Consider the following 23,964-nt stretch of genomic DNA (forward strand, 5'->3'; position numbering starts at 1 on the left):
GATGAGCAATCCCCTGGAGGACCGCTTCGAACAGGCCCGCACCATCGCGGACGCCGTCCTGTTCGAGGGGTACGTCCTCTACCCCTACCGCGCCTCCGCCGCCAAGAACCAGCTGCGCTGGCAGTTCGGCGTCCTGGTGCCGCCCGCGTGGACCGCCACGACCGGCGAGCACTCCGTCCAGCGCACCGAGTGTCTGCTGGAACCCCGCAAGGGCGACCGGCTGCACGCCGAACTGCGCTTCCTGCACGTCAGGCGGCGCACCGTCGAACGGCTCGACGCCGACGGCGGCTACACGGAGGTTCCCGAACTGGAGCTTTCCGACCGGGTGTTGGTCCCCTGGGACGAGGGGCACGAGGAGCGTGTCCTGATCCACGAGACCTTCGACGAACTGACGGGTGACCAAGCCCCCGCGCACGCGGTACGGTTCGACCTCCCGGACGCCGTCGAGTACGAGCCGGTGACCGAGGCCGAGGGCCGGACGGTGGGCCGGCTCGTGCGGCGCAGACGACGACTGACCGGTGAACTACGCCCTCATGTCGAAGAGTTGGCCGGGCCCTACCGGGTACTGCGGCTCACGGTGACGGTGCACAACACCACCGCCGTACCGGAACACGCCGGCACCGACCGGGAGACCGCGCTCGCCCACAGCCTGATCGGCACCCATCTGCTGCTCGGAATCCCCGGGGGCCGGTTCCTGTCGCTGACGGACCCGCCGGAATGGGCGCGTCCGGCCGTGGCGGGCTGCCACAATGACCGCACCTGGCCCGTGCTCGCGGGCCCGCCCGGCACGGACGACGTCATGCTGTCCTCGCCGATCATCCTGGAGGACCACCCCGCCGTCGCCGAGGAGAGCCCGGGGCCCCTCTACGACGCCACCGAGATCGACGAGATCCTCTCGCTGCGCACGGCCGCGCTCACCGACCGGGAGAAGCGCGAGGCCCGCGGCACGGACGCCCGCGCAGCGGGGGTGATCGACCTGGTGGACGACATGCCGGACGCGGTCCGCGAACGGCTGCACGGGGCGATCCGGGGGCTGCGCGAGATCACCGGCGAGGACCCGCCGGGCGAGCCGGTCCCGTCCGCTCCCGACACCGGCCTGAGTCTGCCTCAGGGCCCGGGCCATCCATGGTGGGACCCGGCGCAGGACGCCGGGGCCGACGAGGTGCCCGCCGCCGTCGTCATCGACGGCGCGACCGTACGGGCCGGCAGCAGGGTCAGACTCACCCCCGGCGCCCGGCGCTCCGACGCCCAGGACGCCTTCCTGCACGGCCGGCACGCCACGGTCGAGGCCGTGGTCGGCGATCTCGACGGCGAGACGCATCTCGCCGTCGTCGTGGACGACGACCCCGGCACCGACGTACGCAGGGCCCAGGGCCGATTCCTGTACTTCAAGCCCGACGAAGTGGCCCCGCTGCCGGACCCGGAGGAGGCGTCATGACCGGATCCGATCGCACCGGCCCGTCCGATGGGACCCAGGAGCACGGCAGGGGCCGGGTCCTCGTCGCCGGAGTCGGCAACGTCTTCCTCGGCGACGACGGGTTCGGTGTGGAGACCGTACGGCGGCTCGCCGCCCGGACGCCCGAACTGCCGCCCGGTGTCGAGCTGATGGACGCGGGCATCCGCGGGGTGCACCTCGCCTACCGGCTGCTGGAGGGCTACCGGACGCTCGTCCTGGTGGACATCGTCGCCCGCGAGGGACCGCCCGGCACCCTCCACACGATCGACGTCGGCCCCGAACCCCCCGCCGCACGACCCGCACCGGGCCCGCTGGACACCCACGCCATGGATCCGGCCACCGTGCTGGCCCTGCTGCACGATCTGCACGCCGGCGCGGGCGGCACCCTCCCGCGGGAGGTGTACGTCATCGGCTGCGTCCCCCAGGACACCGGTGAGGGCATGGGGCTGACTCCCCCGGTGGCCGCCGCCGTGGACGCCGCCGCCGGCCTGGTGCTCGACCTGGTACGCCGCGCCACCTCCGTACCCCAGCGGAGCTGACCACGATGGAGGCAAGGATGGAATGGCAATGGATTGGCCTGGCCGCGGGCCTCGTAGTGGCCTACGGAGTCGCGAGGAACCTCTCCGACATCCGCCGCTACTTGCGCATGCGGCGCATGTGATCCGGCGGACGTGAATGATCGGGCGGCCGTGCGTGATCCGGTGGACGCGCCCCCGCGCGCGGACTCCCGCCGTCGCGCCCGGCGCGACCGCCGACGTCCTCGAGCTGTACGTACCGCTCCAGGAAGAGATGCAGGGTGCCGTGGAGTTCACCCAGGCGGACGAACCACAGGGCGAGGTTCATGGCGCCCTGCTGGGTGATCGCGTAGACACGGCGCGCGGGGCCGCTCTCCGAGGCGTGCCAGTGCGAGGTGACCTCACCGCTGCTCTCCATGCCGCGCAGCAGCCGGTACACATGCGCCTGGTCCGCGTCGCCGCAGCCGAAAGCACCCAGGCGCTGCACCAGTTCATAGCCATGACCTTGGCGTTCGGCCAGCAACAGGAGCAGCACCGGGGTGAGCAGAGCGCGTCGCTCGACCTCTTGCCCGGTCATCGTGTTCTCAGGGTAACCAGCCATGCGCGCGCCTCACATCCGGGCGAGGCGGCCCCGCGTCGTGGCGGGGCGGCGGGAGGTGAGGGTGATGCATGAGCTGTCGATCGCCGTCGCGGTCGTGGAACAGGTCGAGGAGGCGGTACGGGATCAGGGCCGCGCGGTCGAATCGCTGACCCTGCGGATCGGTGAGCTGGCGGGGGTGGTGCCCGAGGCGCTGGACTTCTCGTTCGGGCTCGCGGCCGAGGGGACCGCGCTGGCGGGTGCGCGGCTGCTGATCGAGACTGTCGAGGCACGGGGCCGCTGCGAGGCCTGCGGCCGCGAGGCGCCGACCGGCATGCCTCCGGTGCTGTGGTGCGCCGGGTGCGGGGCTCCGCTGACCCTGCTCGGCGGCCGGGAGCTGGAGATCGTCCGGGTGACGCTGGCCGACGGTCCCCCGGAGGTACGCGACGAGGAGGCGAGCCATGTGCCGCACCGTTGACCTGCATCAGGCCGTGCTCGCCAAGAACGACGAGAACGCGCTGGCCCTGCGGAGCTATCTGGGTGACCGCGGCACGGTGGCGGTGAATCTGCTGTCCAGTCCGGGCAGCGGCAAGACGGCCCTGCTCGAACTGCTGCTCGCGCGCGCCGTGGCGGGCGGCACCCCGGCCGCCGCCGTCACCGCCGATCTGGCGACCGAGAACGACGCGACGCGGCTGGCCCGCTCCGGCGCGCCGGTGCGGCAGATCCTCACCGACGGGCTCTGCCATCTGGAGGCGGGCATGCTCCAGCGGCGGCTTGAGGGCTGGCTGCCCGAGGGCACCCGGCTGCTGTTCGTCGAGAACGTCGGCAATCTCGTCTGTCCCGCCTCCTACGACCTCGGGGAGACCCTGCGCATCGCGCTCGCCTCGGTGACCGAGGGCGAGGACAAGCCGGTCAAGTACCCGACCGCGTTCGGTCTCGCGCAGCTGGTCGTGGTCACCAAGACCGACATCGCGGAGGCCGTCGGCTTCGACCGGGAGGCGTTCCTGCGGGGTGTCCGGCAGGTCAATCCCGGGGTTCCGGTGCTGGAGACCTCCGCCCGTACCGGCGCGGGGGTCGACGCCCTGCTGGCGCACGTCCTGCGCTGCGCGGCGGGCGAGGAGACGCACGTACCGGTGCTGGCGCGGCAGCACGAGCGGCATCACCACTACGAGAACGTCCGCGAACACCCTTCGGCGGACGGGCACGAGCACACCGGCGGGTACCACCCGGCCGGCGGGCACGAGCACACCGGCGGGCACGATCACGCCGACGTGCGCACGCGCCCCGGCGTGCGGGGACAGACCCGGTGAACAGCTCCCCGGGGCGCGAGCGCCGGCACGTCACCGTCACGGGCGTGGTCCAGGGAGTGGGGTTCCGGCCCTTCGTCTACACCCTCGCGCAGGACCTCGGGCTGACGGGCTGGGTCACCAACAACGCGCGGGGCGTCGAGGCCGAGGTGGAGGGCCCGGCCGACGGCGTGGCGGAGTTCTGCGCGCGGATCGGGACGCGGCCGCCGCCGCTCGCGGTCGTCGAGTCGGTGGAGCACGAGACGGTGCCCCTGGGCAACGACGGCTCGGTGTTCACCATCCGCCCGTCCTCCGGCGGACCGGGCCGCACCCTGGTCTCCCCGGACACCGCGACCTGCGACGCCTGTCTGAGCGAACTCGCCGACCCCGCCGACCGGCGGTACGGGCACCCGTTCATCACCTGCACGCACTGCGGCCCGCGGTTCACCATCGTGACCTCGCTGCCGTACGACCGGGACAGCACCACCATGGCGGGCTTCCCGATGTGCGCGGACTGCGCCCGTGAGTACGCGGACCCGGCCGACCGGCGGTTCCACGCCCAGCCGATCGCCTGCCCCGCCTGCGGTCCCCGGCTGACCCTGCGCACCGGGGCGGACGACCCGGGCGAACTGCGCGACGGGGACGCGCTCGCCGAGGCCCGCCGGCTGCTGGCCGAGGGCGCCGTGGTCGCGGTCAAGGGGATCGGCGGCTACCACCTGGCGTGCGACGCGGGAGACCCCGCGGCCGTCCGCACCCTGCGCAAGCGCAAGAACCGCGGCGGCAAACCCTTCGCGGTGCTCGCCGGATCGCTGGACACCGTCCGGCGACTGGCCCATGTCGGGCCCGAGGAGCGGGAGTTGCTCCTCGGGCCGCGCAAACCGGTGGTCCTGCTGCGGCGGCGGGCGGAGTCGGGCGACGAGATCGCGGCGGGCGTCGCGCCGGGCAGCCCCGACCTCGGCTTCATGCTCCCGTACACACCGGTGCACCGGCTGCTGCTCGGTCTGCCCGGTGATCCGCCGGGTCCCGCCGTCCTCGTGATGACCAGTGGGAACCGCTCGGGCGAGCCGATCGTCACCGACGACGCCGAGGCGCTGACCCGGCTGGCGGGGCTCGCCGACGCCTGGCTCGGCCACGACCGGCCCGTCCATGTGCCCTGTGACGACTCGGTGGTACGGGTGTGCGCGGGCGCCGAGCTCCCGGTGCGCCGGTCGCGCGGTTACGCCCCCTTCCCCGTCGCGCTCCCGGTGCCGGTGGTCCCGGCCCTGGCCGTGGGCGGGGACCTGAAGAACACCTTCTGCGCCGGGGACGGCCGCTACGCCTGGCTGTCCGCGCACGTCGGGGACATGGACGACCTGGCCACCCTGAACGCCTTCGAGCGGGCCACCGGCCATCTGACCGGCCTCACCGGCGTCACACCGCGCCTGATCGTCGCCGACCGGCATCCCGGCTACCGCTCCACCCAGTGGGCGCGGCGCACCGCCGCCGCCCGCGGACTGCCCCTGCTTCAGGTGCAGCACCATCACGCCCATGTCGCCTCGGCGATGGCCGAGCACGGTCTCGACGGTTCGGCACCGGTGATCGGGGTCGCCTTCGACGGGACCGGGTACGGCGACGACGGTGCCGTGTGGGGCGGCGAGGTGCTGCTCGCCGACTACGACGGATACCGGCGGTTCGCCCATCTGGGCTATGTCCCTCTGCCGGGCGGCGACGCGGCCGTACGCAACCCCTACCGCATGGCGCTGTCGCATCTGCGGGCCGCGGGACTGCCCTGGCACGACGAGCTGCCGTGCGCGGCGGCGGCCACGCCGGAGGAGCGGCGGCTGCTCGAACGGCAGCTGGAACGCGGGCTCAACTGCGTTCCCACGTCCAGCATGGGACGCCTCTTCGACGCGGTGTCCTCGCTCGCGGGGGTGTGTCACCGGGTGGAGTACGAGGCGCAGGCGGCGATGGAACTGGAGAACGCGGCGCTGGCCGATCCGGCGGGTCCGCTCGGCGACGACGAGCGCGACGACGCGTACCGGTTCATGCTGAGAGCGGTCCCTGAGGACCCCGGGGCGCCGATCGTCGCCGATCCGGCGCCGGTCCTGGCCGCCGCCGTCGCGGACGTCAGGGCAGGTGTCACGGCCGGTGCCGTGGCCCGCCGGTTCCATCGGGCCGTCACGGGCCTGGTCCTGGAGGTGTGCACGGTGGCACGGAAGAGGACCGGGATCGGCACGGTCGCCCTCAGCGGCGGGGTGTTCTGCAACGCCCTGCTCACCGAGGGCTGCGGGGCCGTCCTGGAGCGGGACGGCTTCACCGTGCTGAGGCACCACAGGGTTCCCCCCAACGACGGAGGTCTGGCCCTCGGCCAACTGGCCGTCGCCGCACGGTCACTGGACCGGCGCGGCCGAGCGTACGAGTGAGGCAGGAGCGAGTCATGTGTCTGGCCGTACCCGGCCGAGTGCTGGAGATCGAGGAACGAGACGCGACGCGGATGGCCAAGGTGGACTTCGGCGGTGTCGTCAAGGACGTGTGTCTGGAGTACGTACCGGACATGAAGGTCGGTGACTACGCCATCGTCCATGTGGGATTCGCGTTGCAGCGGCTGGACGAGGAATCGGCGAAGCAGACCCTGGAGCTCTTCGAGAACCTCGGGGTCCTCGACGAGGAGTTCGGCGACGCCTGGGGCAAGGCCGCCCGGGACGCCGGCGCCGAACGCCCCGCCGGAACCGGACGTCCGCCCCTGGAGGGCGCCGAGAAGGAGGCGCGGTCATGAAGTACCTGGACGAGTTCAGCGATCCGGCCCTCGCCAAGCGGCTCTTCGACGACATCAGGGCGGTCACCACCCGGCCCTGGTCCCTCATGGAGGTCTGCGGCGGCCAGACGCACTCGATCATCCGCCACGGCATCGACCAGCTCCTGCCCGAGGAGATCCAGTTGATCCACGGGCCGGGCTGCCCGGTCTGTGTGACCCCGCTGGAGATCATCGACAAGGCGCTGGAGATCGCCTCCCGGCCCGACGTGATCTTCTGTTCGTTCGGCGACATGCTGCGTGTGCCCGGCAGCGGACGCGACCTGTTCAAGGTCAAGAGCGAGGGCGCCGACGTCCGGGTCGTTTACTCGCCGCTGGACGCGCTGAAGATCGCGCAGGAGAACCCCGACCGGCAGGTCGTGTTCTTCGGCATCGGCTTCGAGACCACGGCACCGCCCAACGCGATGACCGTGTACCAGGCCAAGAAGCTGGGCATCGCCAACTTCAGCCTGCTGGTCTCGCACGTGCGGGTGCCCCCGGCCATCGACGCCATCATGAACTCGCCGGACTGCCGGGTGCAGGCGTTCCTCGCCGCCGGGCACGTCTGCACGGTCATGGGCACGGCCGAGTACCCCGAACTCGCCGAGCGGCACCGGGTTCCGATCGTCGTGACGGGCTTCGAGCCGCTCGACATCCTGGAGGGCATCCGCCGGGCGGTGATCCAGTTGGAGGCGGGGCAGCACACCGTGGAGAACGCCTATCCGCGCGCGGTGCAGCCCGAGGGGAGTCCCGCGGCGCGGGCCATGCTCTCCGACGTCTTCGAGGTGACCGACCGGGCCTGGCGCGGGATCGGCATGATCCCGGTGAGCGGCTGGCGACTGTCGCCCAAGTACCGCGAGTTCGACGCCGAGCACCGCTTCTCGGTGACGGGCATCGCGACCGAGGAGTCGACCGTGTGCCGCAGCGGCGAGGTGCTCCAGGGGCTCATCAAGCCGCACGAGTGCGCCGCGTTCGGCAAGGAGTGCACTCCGCGCAACCCGCTGGGCGCCACCATGGTCTCCAGCGAGGGCGCGTGCGCCGCGTACTACCTCTACCGGCGTCTTGACACCCCGGACAAGGAGGCGAGTTCCGTTGGCTGACTCGGCATACGCTCCCGTCGACTTCTCCTCCTGGACCTGCCCGGCGCCGCTGCGCGACCACGACAGGATCGTGATGGGGCACGGCGGTGGCGGCACGCTCTCCGCGGAACTGGTGGAGCACCTGTTCGCGCCCGCCTTCGGGAACACGGTGCTCGCCGAGCTCGGAGACTCCGCCCATCTGCTGATGGGCGGCGCCCGGATCGCCTTCTCCACCGACTCGTTCGTCGTCCGGCCGCTGTTCTTCCCCGGCGGCAGCATCGGGGACCTCGCCGTCAACGGCACGGTCAACGACCTGGCCATGGCGGGAGCCGTACCGGCGTATCTCTCCTGCGGGTTCATCCTGGAGGAGGGGGTCGAGCTCTCCGTCGTGGGGCGCGTGGCCGAGGCGATGGGCGAGGCGGCGCGGACGGCGGGGGTGCTGGTCGCGACCGGTGACACCAAGGTCGTCGACGCCGGTCACGGCGACGGCGTCTTCGTCAACACCGCCGGGATCGGCCTGATCCCTGACGGCGTCGACATCCGCCCGCAGCGCGCGGCCCCCGGTGACGTGGTGCTGGTCAGTGGGCCGATCGGCGTGCACGGGGTGGCGATCATGAGTGTGCGGGAGGGGCTCGAGTTCGGCGTCGAGATCCAGAGCGACACCGCCTCGCTGGCCGGTCTGGTCGCGGACATGCTGGCCGTCTGTCCGGACGTCCATGTGCTGCGCGATCCGACCCGCGGCGGTCTGGCCACCTCGCTGAACGAGATCGCGGCGGCGGCCCGGGTCGGCGTCCGGCTCGACGAGCGGTCGCTGCCCGTCCCGGAGACGGTCGCCAACGCCTGCGCCTTCCTCGGCCTCGACCCGCTGTACGTGGCGAACGAGGGCAAGCTGGTGGCGTTCGTTGCGGCCGAGCACGCCGACGCCGTGCTCGCGGCGATGCGGGCCCATCCGCTGGGCAAGGAGTCCGTGGCGATCGGACAGTGCGTGCCCGACCATCCCGGCATGGTGGTCGCGGCCACCGGTCTGGGCGGCACCCGGGTGGTGGACATGCCGCTCGGGGAGCAGCTTCCGCGCATCTGCTGACCCGTCTCCGGGCCCGCCGCCGTCGCGCGGGCCCGCGGCCCGACCCTCCAAGGGGCCGGCCCCCGGTGACGACCCGCATCACGCGGGCGTCGCCAGGACCGGCCTCTTCCGTCTGCCCGGGGTCGCGCCCGTAGTCGTCTGCCCGTAGTCGATTGCCCGGGGCCGCGCCCGCGGTCATGTGCCCGGGTCGGTGTCCGGGGTCGTGCCCGGGGGCTGCAACCCTCTCGCAACGTCCGGGGTGGTCGGCTGGTCCGCGACAGCCGCGAGACCCGAGGGGGAAGCCGATGGACGTCGTCCCGCGCGTGCAGCTGACACCCGCGGCCGCCGAACTGCTGAGGCGACTGCACACCGAGCACGGTCCCCTGATGTTCCATCAGTCGGGCGGCTGCTGCGACGGCAGCGCGCCCATGTGCTACCCCGCAGGCGAGTTCCGCACCGGCGGTTCCGATGTCCTGCTCGCCGATCTGGAGATCGCGGGCGTCACGGAGCCGGTGTCCTTCTGGATGTCGAAGAGCCAGTACGAACTGTGGTCCCACACGCGCCTGATCGTGGACGTCGTGCCGGGCCGTGGCAGCGGCTTCTCCCTGGAAGCACCCGAAGGAGTGCGTTTTCTCATCCGTTCCCGCGTCGTCGGCGCCTAGCAACCGTCCCCGCTTCTCGTCTCTGATGCAATTTCCCTGAGTACTTGCAGAGTTGACGAGACATCAGGGGGCACGGTGACGCGTCTTGACAGACGGTTCAGAACGGCGCTGACGGTCTTCACGGCATGCGGAGCGCTGGCCGGTGCGGCCCTGACGGGGGCGGCACCGGCCGGCGGCGCGGAGAGGACGAACCGTCTCGCGCCGGGTATCACCTACACGCAGTTGGACATCCCGGCGGCCAAAGGTGTCGCCCGCGCGCATGTGTTGACCGTCGACCTGCGCAATCCCCGTGTGCGGGTCGATCTCCTCCATCCCGGTTCCGTGGCGTCCCGGGCACCCGTGTCCGAACTGGCCGACTCCCGGGGCGCGGTCGCCGGGGTCAACGGCGACTTCTTCGACATCACCGAGACGCAGCATCCGGGCGTCGAGGCGACGGGCGCGACGGTGGGTCCGGCGATCGCGAGCGGTCGCGCCCTGAAGGGGGCTGTCCCCGACGGCCAGCGGTTCGGACCGGCGCTGCCGCCCGGCACGAACACCGAGGACGTGTTCGGTGTGGGCACCGACCGCCGGGCCCGGCTGGACGCCGTGGCCCTCCAAGGGTCGGTCCGCAGCGCCGCCGGCACCTGGCGGCTCCGGGGTCTCAACCAGTACGCGCTCCCGGTGGGCTCCGTCGGCGAGTTCACCGCGGACTGGGGCGGCGTCTCGCGGGTCCGGGCGACCTGCGGTACGGACACGGACCGGGCCGCGCCGTGCAGCACCGAGACCTACGAGGTGACGCTGCGCCGCGGGCGGGTCGTGTCCACCGCGGGAACTCCGGGAAGCGGGCCGATCGCCCGGGGCACGACCGTGCTGGTCGGCCGCGAGGCGGGCGCCCGGAAACTGCGGAAGCTGTCCGTGGGCGAGCGGGTCGGGGTGCGGTACCGGCTGGTCGCGAAGTCCTCCCGGGTGCCCTACCGTTTCGCGATCGGCGGCTATCCGATGATGACCCGCGGAGTGCCGCTGCCGGGCCTGGACGACAGGACCTCCGCCGTACGCACCGCGGTGGGCTTCTCCGACCACGGGCACCGGATGCAGCTCCTCGCCCTGGACGGCGCCCCCCGATTCCGGGCCGGGCTCACCATCGCCGAGGTCACCCGGGCCATGAAACGGCTGGGGTCGGTGGACGCCTTCAGTCTGGACGGCGGCGGATCCACCACGATGGTCGCCCGGCGGGCGGGGGCGGACGCCGTCAGGGTCCTCAACCATCCGAGCGTCGGCGCCGAGCGTCCCGTCCCCAACGGCATCGGGGTGTTCGAGACCCGTTGACGCGCCGGCCGGTCAGGGCGTCAGGCTGCCCACGATGTCGGCCGTCGCGGTGAGACCGCTGTGGATGGTCGGGGCCATGCTCGTGCTGGCCAGCAGGAACCCGAGCAGGGCGCAGACCAGGGCGTGGGAGACCTTGAGCCCTCCGTTGCGCAGGAAGATCACCGCCAGCACCAGGAGAAACAGCACCGCAGAGATGGAAATGGCCATCGTCAACCTCCTCCGCCACGTCCACTTCGCGGCGTTCGGCCGTAAGTGTGGCGTAGCGGAGGGTTCGCCCGGGCGGCTGACGTGTCCCCCGAACGGGTGGAGTTGCGCCGTCGGCCGTGGGCGCCCGGAACGACCGGGTCCCGGTCCCCGGCGGGAGGAGCGGACTCCGGCCCCGCGCACGCGAAGAGCCCGCCCCGGGTGGGGACGGGCTCCTCGCGGAACGGGTCAGGGTGCTTGCAGGTCGACCAGAGCGGCCAGGGCCTCGCGGTGCGCGCCCGCCGTGCCGTAGGCGATCGAGTCGGCCTTGGCGCGCTTGAGCCAGAGGTGCGCCGGGTGCTCCCAGGTCATGCCGATGCCGCCGTGCAGCTGGAGCGCCTCCTCCGCCGCGCGGACGGCGACGGGTGCCGCGTACGCCTGGGCGACGGCGACCGCCACGTCGCCGTCCGCGCTGCCGGTGGCCAGGGCGTCGGCGGCGTTCCTGGCCGCTGCGCGGGTGCCCACGACCTCCAGCCACACCTGGGCCAGCCGGTGCTTGAGCGCCTGGAATCCGCCGACCTGCCGGTTGAACTGCCTGCGCTCCTTGAGGTAGCGGACCGTCTCCGTCAACGCGTGCTCGGCGATGCCGAGTTGCTCGGAGGCGAGCAGCCCGGCCCCGGCCCGCAGCGCCCGCCGTACGGCGCCCGCCGCGTCCGTGGTGAGCGGTCGCGCGGGGGCCGCGTCGAAGGTGATCCGGGCGAGCGGCCGGGTCTGGTCGAGGCTGACCTGCGCGACGACGGTGACGGCGTCCGCGGCGACGGCGTACAGCCCGCCGTCCTGCGCCGGGACGAGCAGGACGTCGGCGGCGGCCGCGTCGGCGATGCCCGTCAACTCCCCGTGCAGGGAACCGTTCTCCAGGCGGACGGTCCGGTGGGCGGTGCCCGGTCCGACGTTCAGCGCGACGGCGAGGACGCCCACGGTCCGGCCGGAGGCGAGCTCTGCCAGGAGTTCGTCCGCGACGGGCCCCTCGCAGGCCAGCAGCGCCTCGGTCGCGACCACGGCGCTCGTCAGATAGGGCACGGGAGCGACGGCGCGGCCCAGTTCCTCCAGGACCACCGCGGCTTCGCGGTGGGTGGCTCCCTGGCCGCCCCGCTCCTCGGGCACCAGCAGTCCGGCGAGGCCCATGCCCTCCGCGAGGGCCTTCCAGAGCTCGGGGTCGTACGGGGTGCCCGACTCGCTGCGGGTGATGACGTCCGCCGCCGCGCAGCGGTCGGTGAGGAGGTCGCGGACGGCGGCGCGCAGCGCCTCTTCCTCCTCGGTGTAGAGCAGATCGGGCTCGGTGCTCACCTGGCTCATCGGGCGAGGTCCTTCCATGCGACGTCCTTGTCGGTGCGCGGCTCGGACGGCAGGCCGAGGACGCGTTCGGCGACGATGTTCAGCAGGACCTCGCTGGTCCCGCCCTCGATGCTGTTGCCCTTGGAGCGCAGGTAGCGGTATCCGGCGTCCCGGCCGGTGAAGTCGACGAGTTCGGGCCGGCGCATCGTCCAGTCCCCGTACAACAGGCCTTCCTCGCCGAGGAGTTCGACTTCGAGGCCGCTGATCTCCTGGTTGAGCCGGGCGAAGCCGAGCTTCATGCCGGCGCCCTCGTGGCCGGGCTGGCCCAAGGCGAGCTGCTGGCGCAGCCGTTCGCCGGAGAGGCGCGCGACCTCTGACTCGACCCACAGCCTCAGCAGCCGCTGGTGCGTGTCGTGGGTGCGCAGTTCGGGCCGCTCGCGCCAGGTCTTCGCGACCGGGCCGATCATGCCGCCCTCGCGCGGGATGCGCATGCCTCCGATGGAGACGCGCTCGTTCATCAGGGTGGTCTGCGCGACCTTCCAGCCGTCGCCGACCTCGCCGAGGCGGTGGGCGTCGGGGATGCGGACGTCGGTGAGGAAGACCTCGTTGAACTCGGCCTCGCCGGTGATCTGGCGCAGCGGGCGCACGTCGACGCCCGGGTCGGTCATGTCGCAGACGAAGTAGGTGATGCCCCGGTGCTTGGGCACGTCCGGGTCGGTGCGGGCGATGAGGATGGCCCAGCGGGCGAGGTGGGCGCTGGAGGTCCACACCTTCTGCCCGTTGACCACCCAGTCGCCGCCTTCGCCGTCCGTGCGGACCGCGCGGGTGCCGAGGGCGGCGAGGTCCGAACCGGCGCCGGGCTCGCTGAAGAGCTGGCACCACACCTCCTCACCGACCCACAGGGGGCGCAGGAAGCGGCGCTTCTGCTCCTCGGTGCCGAAGCCGAGGATGGTCGGGGCGGCCATGCCGAGGCCGATGCCGATCCGCCGGGGGTCGTTGTCGGGCGCGCCCGCGGCCGCCAGTTCGGCGTCCACGACGGCCTGGAGGCGGCGCGGGGCGCCGAGTCCGCCGAGGCCCTCGGGGTAGTGCACCCAGGCGAGCCCGGCGTCGAAGCGGGCCTTCAGGAAGTCCAGCCGGTCCGTCTCCCCGGGCGGGTGGGCGGCCAGCAACTCCTGCGTGCGGCGGCGCAGTTCGGCTGCGTCGGTCATGCGGCGGCTCCGTTCTGAAGTGTGGGCACCACGGCGATCCGTCCGGTGGTGACTCCGTCGGCGACCCGCTGCACGGCGGCCGCGGCCCCGCTCAGCGGCACCCGCTCGCTCACCAGCGGCTTGATCGCGCCCCGTGCGGCCAGTTCGGTGAGCTGCTCGTGGCAGTGCAGGACGAGCTTCGGGTTCTTGGTGTTGTACAGGCCCCAGTGGAGGCCGAGGACGCCGTAGTTCTTGACGAGGGCGTGGTTCAGCGCGGGGCTCGGGATCGAACCGCTCGCGAAGCCGACGACCACGATCCGGCCCTCGAAGGCGACGACCTTGGTGGACTGGGTGTAGGCCTCGCCGCCGACGGGGTCGTAGATCACGTCCGCGCCGCGTCCGCCGGTCGCTTCCTTGACGGCGGCGATCACGTCCTCGGAGCGCCGGTCGACGACGACGTCGCAGCCCAGTTCGCGCGCGACGGCCGCCTTGTCCGTGCCGCCCACGACGCCGATGACGCGCGCGCCCGCCGCTTTTCCGAGCTGGACGGCGGCGCTGCCGACCCCTCCCGCGGCCGCGTGGACGAGCAGCGTCTCGCCGGCCTCCAGGCGGGCCCGGCGGTGCAGGCCGAACCAGCCGGTCTGGTAGCCGATGTGCAGGGCGGCGGCCTCGGCGTCGTCGAGGGCGTCGGGTGCCGGCAGCAGGGCGGCGGCGTCCGCGACCGCGTACTCGGCGAAGCCGCCGTACGGCAGCGCGGGGTTGGCGATCACCCGGCGGCCGTCCTCGGTCTCGCCGCAGATCTCCACGCCCGGTGTGAACGGCAGCGGCGGCCTGACCTGGTACTGGCCGCGGCACATCAGCGCGTCCGGGAAGTTGATGTTCGCGGCGCGCACCTTGAGCAGGACCTGGCCGTCACCGGGCGTCGGCCGGTCCACCTCCACTAGGCGCATCGCCTCCGCGGGCTCGCCGTTCTGGTGCACTTGCCATGCCTGCATGCGGGGCCTCCAGGGGGACTGTGTCGGCTGACCGGGGTCCTTCGCATACTAAGCGGTCGCTTGCCACCCTGGGAACAGCGGACCGCCGTCGTCTTCGCCACGACGGCGCCGGCGCCCCAGGTCGTACCGCCGCCCCGCCGCCCGCCCTCAGTCCTCCTTGGACCGCGCCTTGGGCCGCGCCCGTACGTGCATCCGCTCGCCCTGGGGCCCGAACAGGCTCAGGAACTCGGCGGGCCCCTCCCCCGTCGACCCGAACCAGTGCGGCACGCGGGTGTCGAACTCCGCCGCCTCCCCGGCCTCCATCACCACGTCGTGCTCGCCGAGGACCACGCGCAGCCGCCCGGAGAGCACGTAGAGCCATTCGTAGCCCTCGTGCGTGCGCGGATCGGGCTCCGCCGTCCGCTTCGGTTCGAGCACCTTGTAGGCCTGGAGTCCGCCCGGCTGGCGGGTCAGCGGCCAGTACGTCCTGCCGTGCCGCACGATCGGCTCGGCACGCACCCGGGGGTCGTCGACGGGCGGGGCTCCGACCAGCTCGTCCAGGGCCACCTGATGGGCCCGCGCGATGGGCAGCAGCAGTTCCAGGCTGGGCTTGCGCAGGCCCGACTCCAGACGCGAGAGCGTGCTCACCGAGATGCCGGTCGCCTCGGACAGGCCGGCCAGGGTCGCCCCGCGCTCCTTCCTGATCCGCCGCAGCCGCGGGCCCACCTCGGCGAGGACCGCGTCCGTCGTCACCTCACCGGCCGCATCGTGCCCGCCGGTACCGCTCTCGCCCGCGTGGGCCGCTCTACTCATCCCCCTATTGCAGAATCGGCAAAGCCATTTGTCAATCCGACGCACCTCGGGCGACCGTCTGGGTGGAGGTGGTCACCATGACCGAGACCATGACCATGACCGGGACCGTGCCCGGGAATTACGAAGTGGTCGTCGTCGGCGGCGGCACGGCGGGGCTCTCCGCGGCCCTGGTCCTCGGACGGGCGCGGCGCCGCACGCTCGTCGTGGACGAGGGTGAGCCGCGCAACGCGCCCGCCGCGCACCTACAGGGCTATCTGACCCGCGACGGCATGCCGCCCGCCGAGTTCCTCGCCGAGGGCCGGCGCGAGGTCGAGGGCTACGGGGTGGAGATCGTCCGGGGCCGGGTGGTGGACGCCGTCCGGGACGGCGCAGGCGAGTTCGACCTCACGACCGGCTCAGGAACCACCGTCCACGCGCGCCGGCTGATCGTCACGACGGGGCTGGCCGACGAGATGCCGCCGGTGCCCGCAGTCGCCGAGCGCTTCGGACGCGATGTGCTGCACTGTCCGTACTGCCACGGCTGGGAGGTGCGCGACCGGGCCTTCGGCGTGCTGGCCACCACTTCGATGAGCGTGCACCAGGCACTCATGGTCGGCCAGTGGTCGAAGGACGTCACGCTGTTCCTGCACACGGTGGCCGAGGACGAGCTCTCCGACGAGGATCTGCGCCGGCTCGCCGCCGCGGGCGCCGACGTGGTGCCGGGCGAGGTCGCGGAGCTGGTGGTCGCGGACGACCGGCTCACCGGCGTACGGCTCACGGACGGGACCACGCACGACCGCTCGGTGCTGTTCGTGGCGCCGCGCCCGGTGCCGCGGACCGGACTGCTGGAGCGGCTGGGCGCGGACCTGCGGGAGACGCCGTTCGGCGCCTACCCGGTGACCGACCCGACCGGGCTGACCAGCGTGCCCGGCGTCTGGGCGGCCGGCAACGCCGCCGGTTTCGCGGAGCAGGTGGTGAACGCCGCGAGCGGCGGATACCGCGCGGCGGCCACGCTCAACGGCGAGCTCCTGTTCGCCGACCTCGACGCGGCGATCGCGCGCGGAACGGACTGAGACACGGCTCAGGGGCACGCGCCGGATGCCGTACGGGTGTGGAGCGGGCGCTCGCGTTGCGCGTACGGGTGTGAAGCGGGCGCTCGCGTTGCACGATGGCTGCATGCTGCTGAGCCGGCTCGCCCATGTGTCCCAGGAGGTCGCCGCCACCTCGGCGCGGTCCCGGAAGACCGCGCTGCTCGCCGGGCTGTTCCGGGACGCCGAGGCGGACGACGCGCCGATCGTGATCCCCTATCTGGCGGGCCGGCTGCCGCAGGGCCGCATCGGCGTCGGCTGGAAGGTGCTGAGCAGACCGGTCGCCCCCGCCGCCGAGCCCACGCTCACCGTGCGCGAGGTCGACGCCCGGCTCACCGTGCTCGGCGAGGTCTCCGGCGCCGGTTCCCAGGCCGAACGGGCCCGTCTGGTCGGCGAGTTGATGGGGGCGGCCACCGAGGAGGAGCAGCGTTTCCTGATCGGGCTGCTGACCGGCGAGGTGCGCCAGGGCGCGCTGGACGCGCTCGCGGTGGAGGGGCTCGCGGAGGCGACCGGCGCCCCCGCGGGCGACGTACGCCGGGCGGTGATGCTGGCGGGCTCGCTGCGGGCGGTGGCGCGCGCCCTCCTGGCGGACGGGCCGGAGGCGCTCGACGGGTTCCGGCTCACCGTGGGCCGTCCGGTGCTGCCGATGCTGGCGCACTCCGCGTCCTCCGTCCAGGAGGCGGTCGGCAAGCTCGGCGCCTGCGCGGTCGAGGAGAAGCTCGACGGCATCCGGGTGCAGCTGCACCGGGACGGCGATGAGATCCGTGTCTACACCCGCACCCTCGACGACATCACCGACCGGCTGCCCGAACTCACCTCTACTGCACGGGAGTTGCCGGTCGATCGGTTCATCCTGGACGGTGAGGTGATCGCCCTGGACGACCGGGGGCGGCCGCGGTCCTTCCAGGAGACGGCCGCCCGGGTGGGGTCGCGCGTGGACGTGGCGGCGGCCGCGGAGACCGTGCCCGTCTCCCCCGTCTTCTTCGACGCGCTGTCCGTCGACGGGCGGAACCTGCTGGATCTGCCGTTCACCGAGCGGCACGCGGAGCTGGCACGGCTGGTTCCCGAGCCGATGCGGGTCCGGCGGACGCTCGTGCGGGGACCCGAGGACGCCGGACGGGCCGAGGCCTTTCTCGCCGACACCCTGGACCGGGGGCACGAGGGCGTCGTCGTGAAGGCCCTCGACGCCCCGTACAGCGCGGGCCGGCGCGGTGCCGCCTGGCTCAAGGTCAAGCCCGTGCACACCCTCGACCTGGTGGTCCTGGCGGCCGAGTGGGGCCACGGGCGGCGCACCGGCAAGCTCTCCAACCTGCACCTGGGCGCCCGTACCGACGACGGCTCCTTCGTCATGCTCGGCAAGACGTTCAAGGGCATGACCGACGCGATGCTCACCTGGCAGACCGCACGGTTCCGGGAGCTGGCCGTCACGGACGACGGTCACGTGGTGACCGTACGGCCCGAGCTCGTCGTCGAGATCGCCTACGACGGTCTTCAGCGGTCCACCCGCTACCCGGCCGGTGTCACCCTCCGCTTCGCCCGGGTCGTGCGCTATCGCGAGGACAAGCCGGCGGCCGGGGCCGACACCGTGGACACCCTGCTGGCGGCCCACCCGGAGGTGACGCGATGAACGGAGGACTGCCACGATGAGCGCGGGACAGCACGCGAAGAGGAGCGCCGGACTGTTGTTGTTCCGGCACACCGATCACGGCGTGGAGGTATTGGTCGGCCATATGGGCGGCCCGTATTTCGCACGGCGCGACGCCGGGGCCTGGACCCTTCCCAAGGGCGAGTACGAGCCCGGCGAGACCGCCTGGGACGCCGCCCGGCGCGAGTTCCGGGAGGAGCTCGGACTGCCGCCGCCCGACGGGGAGCCGCTGGCTCTCGGCGAGGTCACCCAGACGAACGGCAAGGTCGTCACGGCCTGGGCGATCGAGGCCGACCTCGATCCCGCGGCCGTGGTTCCCGGCACGTTCACTATGGAGTGGCCGCCGAGATCGGGACGGCGCCAGGAGTTCCCCGAGCTGGACCGGGTGGAGTGGATGACCCCGGAGCGGGCCAGGGATCTGCTGGTGACCGCCCAGAGCGTGTTTCTCGACCGGCTGGCGGAGCACTCGGCCTGAGAGTCGGCGTTCGGCAAGCAGCGCCGGCTCGCCCGCGAAGCCCGCCGCCCGCGTTGCGCCGCGCCGCACCGCGCGGGAGGGTCGGGGAACAGTCAGCTTTCAGGAGGTCGGCCATGCCCATCGCGACGGTGAACCCGGCGAACGGCGAGACGCTCAAGACGTACGACGCCCTCGGCGCCGAGGAGATCGAGCGCAGGCTCGCTGCCGCCGACGCCACGTTCCGTACGTATCGCACCACCCCCTTCGCCGAGCGGGCGCGGCTCATGCACGTGGCGGCCGCCCTCCTGGACGAGGACGTGCCCGACATCGGCCGGGTGATGACCACCGAGATGGGCAAGCCGGTCAAGCAGGCCAGGGCGGAGGCCGCCAAGTGCGCCAAGGCGATGCGCTGGTACGCCGACCGTGCCGAGGACCTGCTCGCCGACGAGCTGGCCGCCCCCGCGGACGCCATGGACTCCGGGGCCTCCCGGGTCCTCGCGCGCTACCGGCCGCTCGGCCCCGTGCTCGCCGTGATGCCGTGGAACTTCCCGCTCTGGCAGGTGGTCAGGTTCGCCGCGCCCGCGCTGATGGCGGGCAACGTGGGCCTGCTCAAGCACGCCTCGAACGTGCCGCAGACCGCCCTGTACCTGGAGGACCTGTTCCGGCGCGCGGGCTTCCCCGAGGGCTGCTTCCAGACGCTGCTGATCGGGTCGGGGGCCGTCGAGGGTGTCCTGCGCGACCCGCGGGTCAAGGCGGCCACCCTCACCGGCAGCGAACCGGCCGGCCGGGCGGTCGCCTCGGTCGCCGGGGACGAGGTCAAGAAGACGGTGCTTGAGCTGGGCGGCAGCGACCCCTACGTCGTGCTGCCGTCCGCCGACGTGGAGCGCGCCGCGACGATCGCCGTCACCGCGCGTGCCCAGAACAACGGGCAGTCGTGCATCGCCGCGAAGCGGTTCATCGTGCACGCGGACGTGTTCGACGCGTTCGCGGAGCGGTTCACGGCGGGCATGCGGGCCCTCAGGATCGGCGACCCGCTGGAGGAGGACACCGACATCGGGCCGCTCTCCACCGAGCAGGGGCGCGCCGACCTGGAGGAACTGGTGGACGACGCGGTCGACAAGGGCGCGACGGTGCTGTGCGGTGGCGAACGCCCCGACGGTTTCGGCGCCGGCTGGTACTACACGCCGACCGTGCTCACCGACATCACGCCCGACATGCGCATCCACCTGGAGGAGACGTTCGGGCCGGTCGCCACGCTGTACCGGGCCGAGGACCTGGACGAGGCGGTGGCCCTCGCCAACGACACCCCGTTCGGGCTGAGCTCGACGATCTGGACCCGTGACGAGGCCGAGGTGGAGCGGTTCGTGCGTGATTCCGAGGCGGGCGGGGTGTTCGTCAACGGGATGACGGCCTCCCACCCGGCGTTCCCCTTCGGCGGGGAGAAGCGGTCCGGCTACGGGCGTGAACTGTCGGGACACGGAATCCGCGAGTTCTGCAACATCACCACCGTATGGCACGGAGCGTGAGCGTTCCGCAGCTACGATCCCTCGTGTGAACCGCGAAGTGACCCTCCCTCTGATCGTCGACGACCGCGGCACGTTGCAGGTGGCCGCCTCCGACGTCAGCAAGCTGCTGCGCACGGTGGGCGGCCGGTGGCTGCATCTGGTGGAGGCCGGTCAGGACGGCCTCGACGAGGACACGGTGGCCGCGCTCACGATCGAACTGGCCAAGCTGGCCGACCGGATCGACGTGGCCTGCATCGCGCACAGCAGCGGTCCCAGCGGCCGCTGAACGCGGCGGCACCGCCGAACCGGACGGCCGGCACCGCCGGGCCGGACCGGCGGTGCCGGGGTCAGGCGACCCGCTGGTCCAGCTCCCACAGCGCGTGCCAGAACCTCGTCTCGTAGGCCTGGAGCAGCCGGCCCTGGCGCAGGACGTCGTCCCGTGAGACGCGGTCGGCGTCGAGGCCGGCCTGCACGGCGGCCAGGGCCCGGTTCTCCAGGTCCGGGGCGGGCGCGGCGAAGAGGTCGAAGAAGCCGCAGGCCTCGTCGTCGAAGCCGTAGTGCCGGCGCAGGGCTTCGGCGATGGTCTCGCAGTAACCGCCCCACGCGGCGAGGTTGGCGCCGAGCGCGAGGACCACGTCGGCCGGCTCCCCGTTCAGGGCTAGCCAGGCGACGTACGCGGGGTAGGCCTGGCAGTCGGCGAGCGGTTCGTACTCCGCCGCCCGTGCCTCGTCGGCGCCGACCGCCGCGGCGAACGCGCCGAGCCGGTCAGCCGCGACCGCCTCGCCCTCGGCGAGCATCTCGAAGAACGCGGCGCTCGCGGGGTCGGCGGCCGAGCGTTCGGCCAGGTGAACGAAGGCCCGTCGGTCCGCGGCGATCACATGGCGCTGTTCCAGGGCGAGGGCCGCGAGGGTGCCGGGCTGGGCCGCGCCCCGGGCGATCAGGGGCAGCAGCCGGTTGGCATGCGGGTCGGGGGCGAGCTGCCCGGTGACGCCCTCCAGCAGTTCCCTGGCCGTCCGCGCCATCACGCACTCCTTCGGTCCACCCGACTCCGAGCCCCCGCGACCAGAGTGCACGCCCCCACCCGATTCCCAGCGGTCCGACGCGACGTCGCAGGTCCGGAGGGGTGACGGTGCCGTACTCGGCGCGGGGCCCGGGGACGCCGGTGATCACCGGCGTCCCGGCCCGGGAGCGCGGCACGGGGCGGACCGTGCGCGTCCTGCCGGTGACTCGGGTCAGCGGATCGGCATTCCTGACAGGGTGCGGGCGATCACCAGTCGCTGGATCTCGCTGGTGCCTTCGAAGATCGTGTAGATGGCCGCGTCGCGGTGCATGCGTTCCACCGGGTACTCGCGGGTGTAGCCGTTGCCGCCCAGGATCTGGATCGCCTGGCCGGTGACCTTCTTGGCCGTCTCGCTGGCGAACAGTTTGGACATCGAGCCCTCGGCCGCCGTGAACTGCTTGCCGTTGACCGCCATCCAGGACGCCCGCCAGACCAGCAGCCGGGCCGCGTCGATCGAGGTGCGCATGTCGGCGAGCTGGAAAGCGACGCCCTGGTTGTCGATGATCGGGCGGCCGAACTGCTCACGGGTCATCGCGTAGTCGAGGGCGACCTCGTACGCGGCCCGCGCGGTGCCCACCGCCATGGCGCCGACGGCCGGGCGGGAGGCCTCGAAGGTGGCCATCGCGGCGTTCTTCACCCGCTCGCCGCCACCCGCCCTGGCGCGCTCGCGGGCCCGGGCGAGCCGCTCGTCGAGCTTCTCCTTGCCGCCGAGCAGGCAGGAGGCGGGGACGCGGACGTTCTCCAGGACGACCTCGGCGGTGTGCGAGGCGCGGATGCCGTGCTTCTTGAACTTCTGGCCCTGGGACAGGCCGGGCGTGTTCGGGGGCACGATGAAGGAGGCGTGGCCCTTGGAGCCGAGCTCCGCGTCGACGACCGCGACGACGACGTGGACGTTGGCGATGCCGCCGTTGGTCGCCCAGGTCTTGGTGCCGTTCAGGACCCACTCGTCCTTGGCCTCGTCGTAGACGGCGCGCGTACGCATCGAGGCGACGTCCGAGCCGGCGTCGGGCTCGGAGGAGCAGAAGGCCGCGACCTTGACATCGTTGGCATCGCCGTACATCTGGGGGATCCAGGTGCCGATCTGCTCCTCGGTGCCGTTGGCGAGGACGCCCACGGCGGCGAGGCCGGTGCCGACGATCGACAGCGCGATGCCCGCGTCACCCCAGAACAGCTCCTCCATCGCCATGGGGATGCCGAGGCCGGTGGCGTCGAAGTACTGCTGGGCGTAGAAGTCGAGGGAGTAGATGCCGACCTTGGCGGCTTCCTGGATGACCGGCCAGGGAGTCTCCTCACGCTCGTCCCATTCGGCGGCCGCGGGGCGGATCACATCGGCGGCGAAGCCGTGCAGCCAGTCCCGGACCTCCTTCTGTTCGTCGTTGAGCTCCATGGTGAACTCGGCCATGTCCCCTCCAGCGCTGCACTAAACTGTTACTTGCGGTAACTGGAGTCTGTTACTGGCTAGTAGGAAAAGTCAACTCCCGAGCCCGGCTCGGCATCCCGTTCGATACCCATACGCCGGTCAGTGTTAGTTTGCGCAGGCGTCACCGAATCACCACGGGTGGGGAGAGCACATGGACACCACACAGCGGACCGATCAGCAGAGGTCCGCCGACCGCCGCCGGCGCGAACTGCTGGAAGCCGCCGACAGAGTGGTGCTGCGCGACGGCCCCGGCGCCTCCATGAACGCCATCGCCGCCGAGGCCGGCATCACCAAGCCCATCCTGTACCGCCACTTCGGGGACAAGGGCGGCCTCTACGCCGCGCTCGCCAAGCGCCACACGGACGCGCTCCTCGAAGCGCTGCGGGCGGCACTGGACGCCCCGGCCGCACGGCGTGAGCGTGTCGAGGCGACGCTCGATACGTATCTGGCCGCCATCGAGGCCCGGCCGCAGGTCTACCGGTTCCTGATGCATCCGGCGGAGGGCGGCCAGCCGGGCGACCCCGGATTCGACGTGGGCAAGTACTCGGCGCCCGTGCTGCGCCGCATGGGCGAGGAACTGGCCGAGGTCATCGAGGAGCGGGTGGACCTCGGACCGGGCAGCCAGCAGCTGGCACGGGTGTGGGGCCACGGCATCGTCGGCATGATGCACGCGGCCGGTGACTGGTGGCTGGGTGAACGCCCTTGCACGCGCGCCGAGTTGGTGCGGAGCCTGGCCGACCTGCTGTGGGGCCGCCTCGCGGCGGCGGGCGACCGGGTCGGCGGCCCGGGCTTCTGACCGGGTTCCAACCGGCTTCAGGGCGGGTTCGCACCTGGTCCCACCGGGTTCTGACGGGGCTTCACACGGACACCCCGTCAGCGGCCCCGGCCCCCCGAGACCGTCGCAACCCCGGACCGACCGCCCGTCAGCCGCTCCAGGAGGCTCGCGCCACCTTGCGCAACAGGCGGCGCCGGCGCCACCCGGTGAGCCGGTCCGCGTAGACCCCGCCGTCGAGATGGTCGCACTCGTGCTGGAGGCACCGCGCGAACCAGCCGGTGCCGTGCACGGTGACCGGTTCGCCGGTGACCGTGCGGCCCTCGACGACCGCGTGGTCGAACCGCTCGGTGCCGGCTTCCAGGCCGGGCAGCGAGAGGCAGCCCTCCGGTCCGCGCAGGACCACACCGTCCGCCTCGACCAATCGAGGATTCACCACATGCCCGACATGACGGACATCGTCGTCGTCCGGGCAGTCGTACACGAAGACCCGCAGGCCGACGCCGATCTGGTTCGCGGCGAGCCCGACGCCCTCGGAGGCGTACATCGTCGCGAACATGTCCTCGACGAGCTCCGCGAGTTGGGGGCCGAAATCGGTGACGTCCTCGCAGGCTGTACGCAGGACGGGGTCACCTAGCAGGATGAGGGGCCGGACGCGCCCGCGCGTGCCGGGGATGGAACCGTGTCGCATGGCGGCAAGGGTACGGTCCTGGTAGGCGCGCGCATGTCGCGCCGGCACCGAGGTGGTGCCGCGATTCGGGCCCGTGTGTGGATCTCGATAGGCTGACCCCCACATGTGCCGGGGGCAGGGGCGCGGCGCGTACGCAAGGAGGATC

The 23,964-nt window shown here is 72.6% G+C and carries 26 protein-coding genes; 17 read left to right on the top strand and 9 right to left on the bottom strand.

What is annotated here, in order from left to right; all coding sequences use genetic code 11:
• The first annotated feature begins 1 nt into the window (after position 1).
• The 3 genes from ACZ4AA_RS10090 to ACZ4AA_RS10100 are packed head-to-tail and all read left to right on the top strand — an operon-like array spanning position 2 to position 2,117.
• Positions 2–1,438 (top strand): hypothetical protein, encoded by a 1,437-nt coding sequence (locus tag ACZ4AA_RS10090; protein WP_467598436.1) that lies wholly within the window; start codon positions 2–4, stop codon positions 1,436–1,438.
• On the top strand, positions 1,435–1,995 hold the full coding sequence (locus ACZ4AA_RS10095) for a hydrogenase maturation protease (RefSeq protein ID WP_467598439.1): 561 nt from the start codon (positions 1,435–1,437) through the stop codon (positions 1,993–1,995). The genes ACZ4AA_RS10090 and ACZ4AA_RS10095 overlap by 4 nt, the downstream gene beginning before the upstream one ends.
• Positions 1,996–2,012: 17 nt before the next feature.
• A complete protein-coding gene (locus tag ACZ4AA_RS10100) occupies positions 2,013–2,117 on the top strand; it encodes a DUF6893 family small protein (RefSeq protein ID WP_467598442.1) in 105 nt (34 codons plus the stop codon).
• On the opposite strand, the gene ACZ4AA_RS10105 is transcribed toward ACZ4AA_RS10100, so the two are convergent.
• Positions 2,093–2,572, bottom strand: coding sequence for a helix-turn-helix transcriptional regulator (locus ACZ4AA_RS10105; protein WP_398458050.1), 480 nt, complete (start codon positions 2,570–2,572; stop codon positions 2,093–2,095). The genes ACZ4AA_RS10100 and ACZ4AA_RS10105 overlap by 25 nt on opposite strands.
• A gap of 64 nt (positions 2,573–2,636) precedes the next feature.
• Here ACZ4AA_RS10105 and ACZ4AA_RS10110 point away from each other — a divergent pair, with 64 nt between their 5' ends.
• The 8 genes from ACZ4AA_RS10110 (at position 2,637) to ACZ4AA_RS10145 (ending at position 10,713) form a co-directional block, all read left to right on the top strand.
• Complete coding sequence (locus tag ACZ4AA_RS10110; protein WP_467598447.1) at positions 2,637–3,026, top strand: hydrogenase maturation nickel metallochaperone HypA/HybF; 390 nt, start codon at positions 2,637–2,639, stop codon at positions 3,024–3,026.
• Positions 3,010–3,858 (top strand): hydrogenase nickel incorporation protein HypB, encoded by an 849-nt coding sequence (gene hypB / locus ACZ4AA_RS10115; protein WP_467598450.1) that lies wholly within the window; start codon positions 3,010–3,012, stop codon positions 3,856–3,858. Before ACZ4AA_RS10110 ends, hypB begins: the two co-directional genes overlap by 17 nt.
• Complete coding sequence (gene hypF, locus ACZ4AA_RS10120; protein WP_467598453.1) at positions 3,855–6,236, top strand: carbamoyltransferase HypF; 2,382 nt, start codon at positions 3,855–3,857, stop codon at positions 6,234–6,236. The genes hypB and hypF overlap by 4 nt, the downstream gene beginning before the upstream one ends.
• A 14-nt stretch (positions 6,237–6,250) precedes the next feature.
• Complete coding sequence (locus ACZ4AA_RS10125; protein ID WP_467598456.1) at positions 6,251–6,589, top strand: HypC/HybG/HupF family hydrogenase formation chaperone; 339 nt, start codon at positions 6,251–6,253, stop codon at positions 6,587–6,589.
• Positions 6,586–7,704 carry a hydrogenase formation protein HypD gene (hypD, locus tag ACZ4AA_RS10130; protein ID WP_467598460.1) on the top strand — a complete coding sequence of 373 codons (1,119 nt, stop codon included), beginning with the start codon at positions 6,586–6,588 and terminating at the stop codon, positions 7,702–7,704. The genes ACZ4AA_RS10125 and hypD overlap by 4 nt, the downstream gene beginning before the upstream one ends.
• A gap of 73 nt (positions 7,705–7,777) precedes the next feature.
• Positions 7,778–8,767: a hydrogenase expression/formation protein HypE gene (hypE, locus tag ACZ4AA_RS10135; RefSeq protein WP_467598954.1), complete on the top strand. Its 990-nt coding sequence runs from the start codon at positions 7,778–7,780 to the stop codon at positions 8,765–8,767.
• 284 nt (positions 8,768–9,051) lie between these two features.
• Positions 9,052–9,408, top strand: a complete 357-nt coding sequence (locus tag ACZ4AA_RS10140; protein WP_467598462.1) for a DUF779 domain-containing protein — start codon at positions 9,052–9,054, stop codon at positions 9,406–9,408.
• Between the two features lie 75 nt (positions 9,409–9,483).
• Positions 9,484–10,713, top strand: coding sequence for a phosphodiester glycosidase family protein (locus tag ACZ4AA_RS10145; RefSeq protein WP_467598465.1), 1,230 nt, complete (start codon positions 9,484–9,486; stop codon positions 10,711–10,713).
• Positions 10,714–10,725: 12 nt separating this feature from the next.
• On the opposite strand, the gene ACZ4AA_RS10150 is transcribed toward ACZ4AA_RS10145, so the two are convergent.
• The 5 genes from ACZ4AA_RS10150 to ACZ4AA_RS10170 form a co-directional block, all read right to left on the bottom strand.
• Entirely contained in the window at positions 10,726–10,920 is a 195-nt protein-coding gene (locus ACZ4AA_RS10150) for a hypothetical protein (protein ID WP_037616685.1), read from the bottom strand.
• A gap of 225 nt (positions 10,921–11,145) precedes the next feature.
• On the bottom strand, positions 11,146–12,270 hold the full coding sequence (locus tag ACZ4AA_RS10155) for an acyl-CoA dehydrogenase family protein (RefSeq protein WP_467598469.1): 1,125 nt from the start codon (positions 12,268–12,270) through the stop codon (positions 11,146–11,148).
• On the bottom strand, positions 12,249–13,439 hold the full coding sequence (locus ACZ4AA_RS10160) for an acyl-CoA dehydrogenase family protein (RefSeq protein WP_467598472.1): 1,191 nt from the start codon (positions 13,437–13,439) through the stop codon (positions 12,249–12,251). Before ACZ4AA_RS10160 ends, ACZ4AA_RS10155 begins: the two co-directional genes overlap by 22 nt.
• Positions 13,436–14,413 (bottom strand): NADPH:quinone oxidoreductase family protein, encoded by a 978-nt coding sequence (locus tag ACZ4AA_RS10165; protein ID WP_467598475.1) that lies wholly within the window; start codon positions 14,411–14,413, stop codon positions 13,436–13,438. The genes ACZ4AA_RS10160 and ACZ4AA_RS10165 overlap by 4 nt, the downstream gene beginning before the upstream one ends.
• 147 nt (positions 14,414–14,560) lie before the next feature.
• On the bottom strand, positions 14,561–15,145 hold the full coding sequence (locus ACZ4AA_RS10170) for a helix-turn-helix domain-containing protein (RefSeq protein ID WP_467598957.1): 585 nt from the start codon (positions 15,143–15,145) through the stop codon (positions 14,561–14,563).
• A gap of 137 nt (positions 15,146–15,282) precedes the next feature.
• Here ACZ4AA_RS10170 and ACZ4AA_RS10175 point away from each other — a divergent pair, with 137 nt between their 5' ends.
• The 5 genes from ACZ4AA_RS10175 to ACZ4AA_RS10195 all read left to right on the top strand — a co-directional run bounded on the left by ACZ4AA_RS10175 (position 15,283) and on the right by ACZ4AA_RS10195 (position 20,162).
• Entirely contained in the window at positions 15,283–16,257 is a 975-nt protein-coding gene (locus ACZ4AA_RS10175) for an NAD(P)/FAD-dependent oxidoreductase (protein ID WP_467598478.1), read from the top strand.
• Between the two features lie 103 nt (positions 16,258–16,360).
• The gene (locus ACZ4AA_RS10180) at positions 16,361–17,899 is read left to right on the top strand and encodes an ATP-dependent DNA ligase (RefSeq protein WP_467598481.1); all 1,539 of its coding nucleotides are present in this window, start codon (positions 16,361–16,363) and stop codon (positions 17,897–17,899) included.
• A 16-nt stretch (positions 17,900–17,915) separates the two neighbouring features.
• A complete protein-coding gene (locus ACZ4AA_RS10185) occupies positions 17,916–18,392 on the top strand; it encodes an NUDIX hydrolase (protein ID WP_467598484.1) in 477 nt (158 codons plus the stop codon).
• Between the two features lie 113 nt (positions 18,393–18,505).
• Complete coding sequence (locus tag ACZ4AA_RS10190; protein WP_467598486.1) at positions 18,506–19,897, top strand: NADP-dependent succinic semialdehyde dehydrogenase; 1,392 nt, start codon at positions 18,506–18,508, stop codon at positions 19,895–19,897.
• Positions 19,898–19,922: 25 nt separating this feature from the next.
• Complete coding sequence (locus tag ACZ4AA_RS10195) at positions 19,923–20,162, top strand: DUF6213 family protein (RefSeq protein ID WP_467598489.1); 240 nt, start codon at positions 19,923–19,925, stop codon at positions 20,160–20,162.
• A 61-nt stretch (positions 20,163–20,223) separates the two neighbouring features.
• On the opposite strand, the gene ACZ4AA_RS10200 is transcribed toward ACZ4AA_RS10195, so the two are convergent.
• Positions 20,224–20,898 carry a transcriptional regulator gene (locus ACZ4AA_RS10200; protein ID WP_467598492.1) on the bottom strand — a complete coding sequence of 225 codons (675 nt, stop codon included), beginning with the start codon at positions 20,896–20,898 and terminating at the stop codon, positions 20,224–20,226.
• A gap of 210 nt (positions 20,899–21,108) precedes the next feature.
• Complete coding sequence (locus ACZ4AA_RS10205; RefSeq protein ID WP_467598494.1) at positions 21,109–22,338, bottom strand: acyl-CoA dehydrogenase family protein; 1,230 nt, start codon at positions 22,336–22,338, stop codon at positions 21,109–21,111.
• Between the two features lie 169 nt (positions 22,339–22,507).
• Between ACZ4AA_RS10205 and ACZ4AA_RS10210 the strand changes: the two genes are divergently transcribed.
• Positions 22,508–23,152 carry a TetR/AcrR family transcriptional regulator gene (locus ACZ4AA_RS10210; protein WP_467598497.1) on the top strand — a complete coding sequence of 215 codons (645 nt, stop codon included), beginning with the start codon at positions 22,508–22,510 and terminating at the stop codon, positions 23,150–23,152.
• A 127-nt stretch (positions 23,153–23,279) separates the two neighbouring features.
• Here ACZ4AA_RS10210 and def read toward each other — a convergent pair whose 3' ends face one another.
• Positions 23,280–23,819 carry a peptide deformylase gene (gene def / locus ACZ4AA_RS10215; protein WP_467598500.1) on the bottom strand — a complete coding sequence of 180 codons (540 nt, stop codon included), beginning with the start codon at positions 23,817–23,819 and terminating at the stop codon, positions 23,280–23,282.
• Positions 23,820–23,964 lie beyond the last annotated feature (145 nt).

Source organism: Streptomyces sp. NPDC024698 (assembly GCF_055559015.1).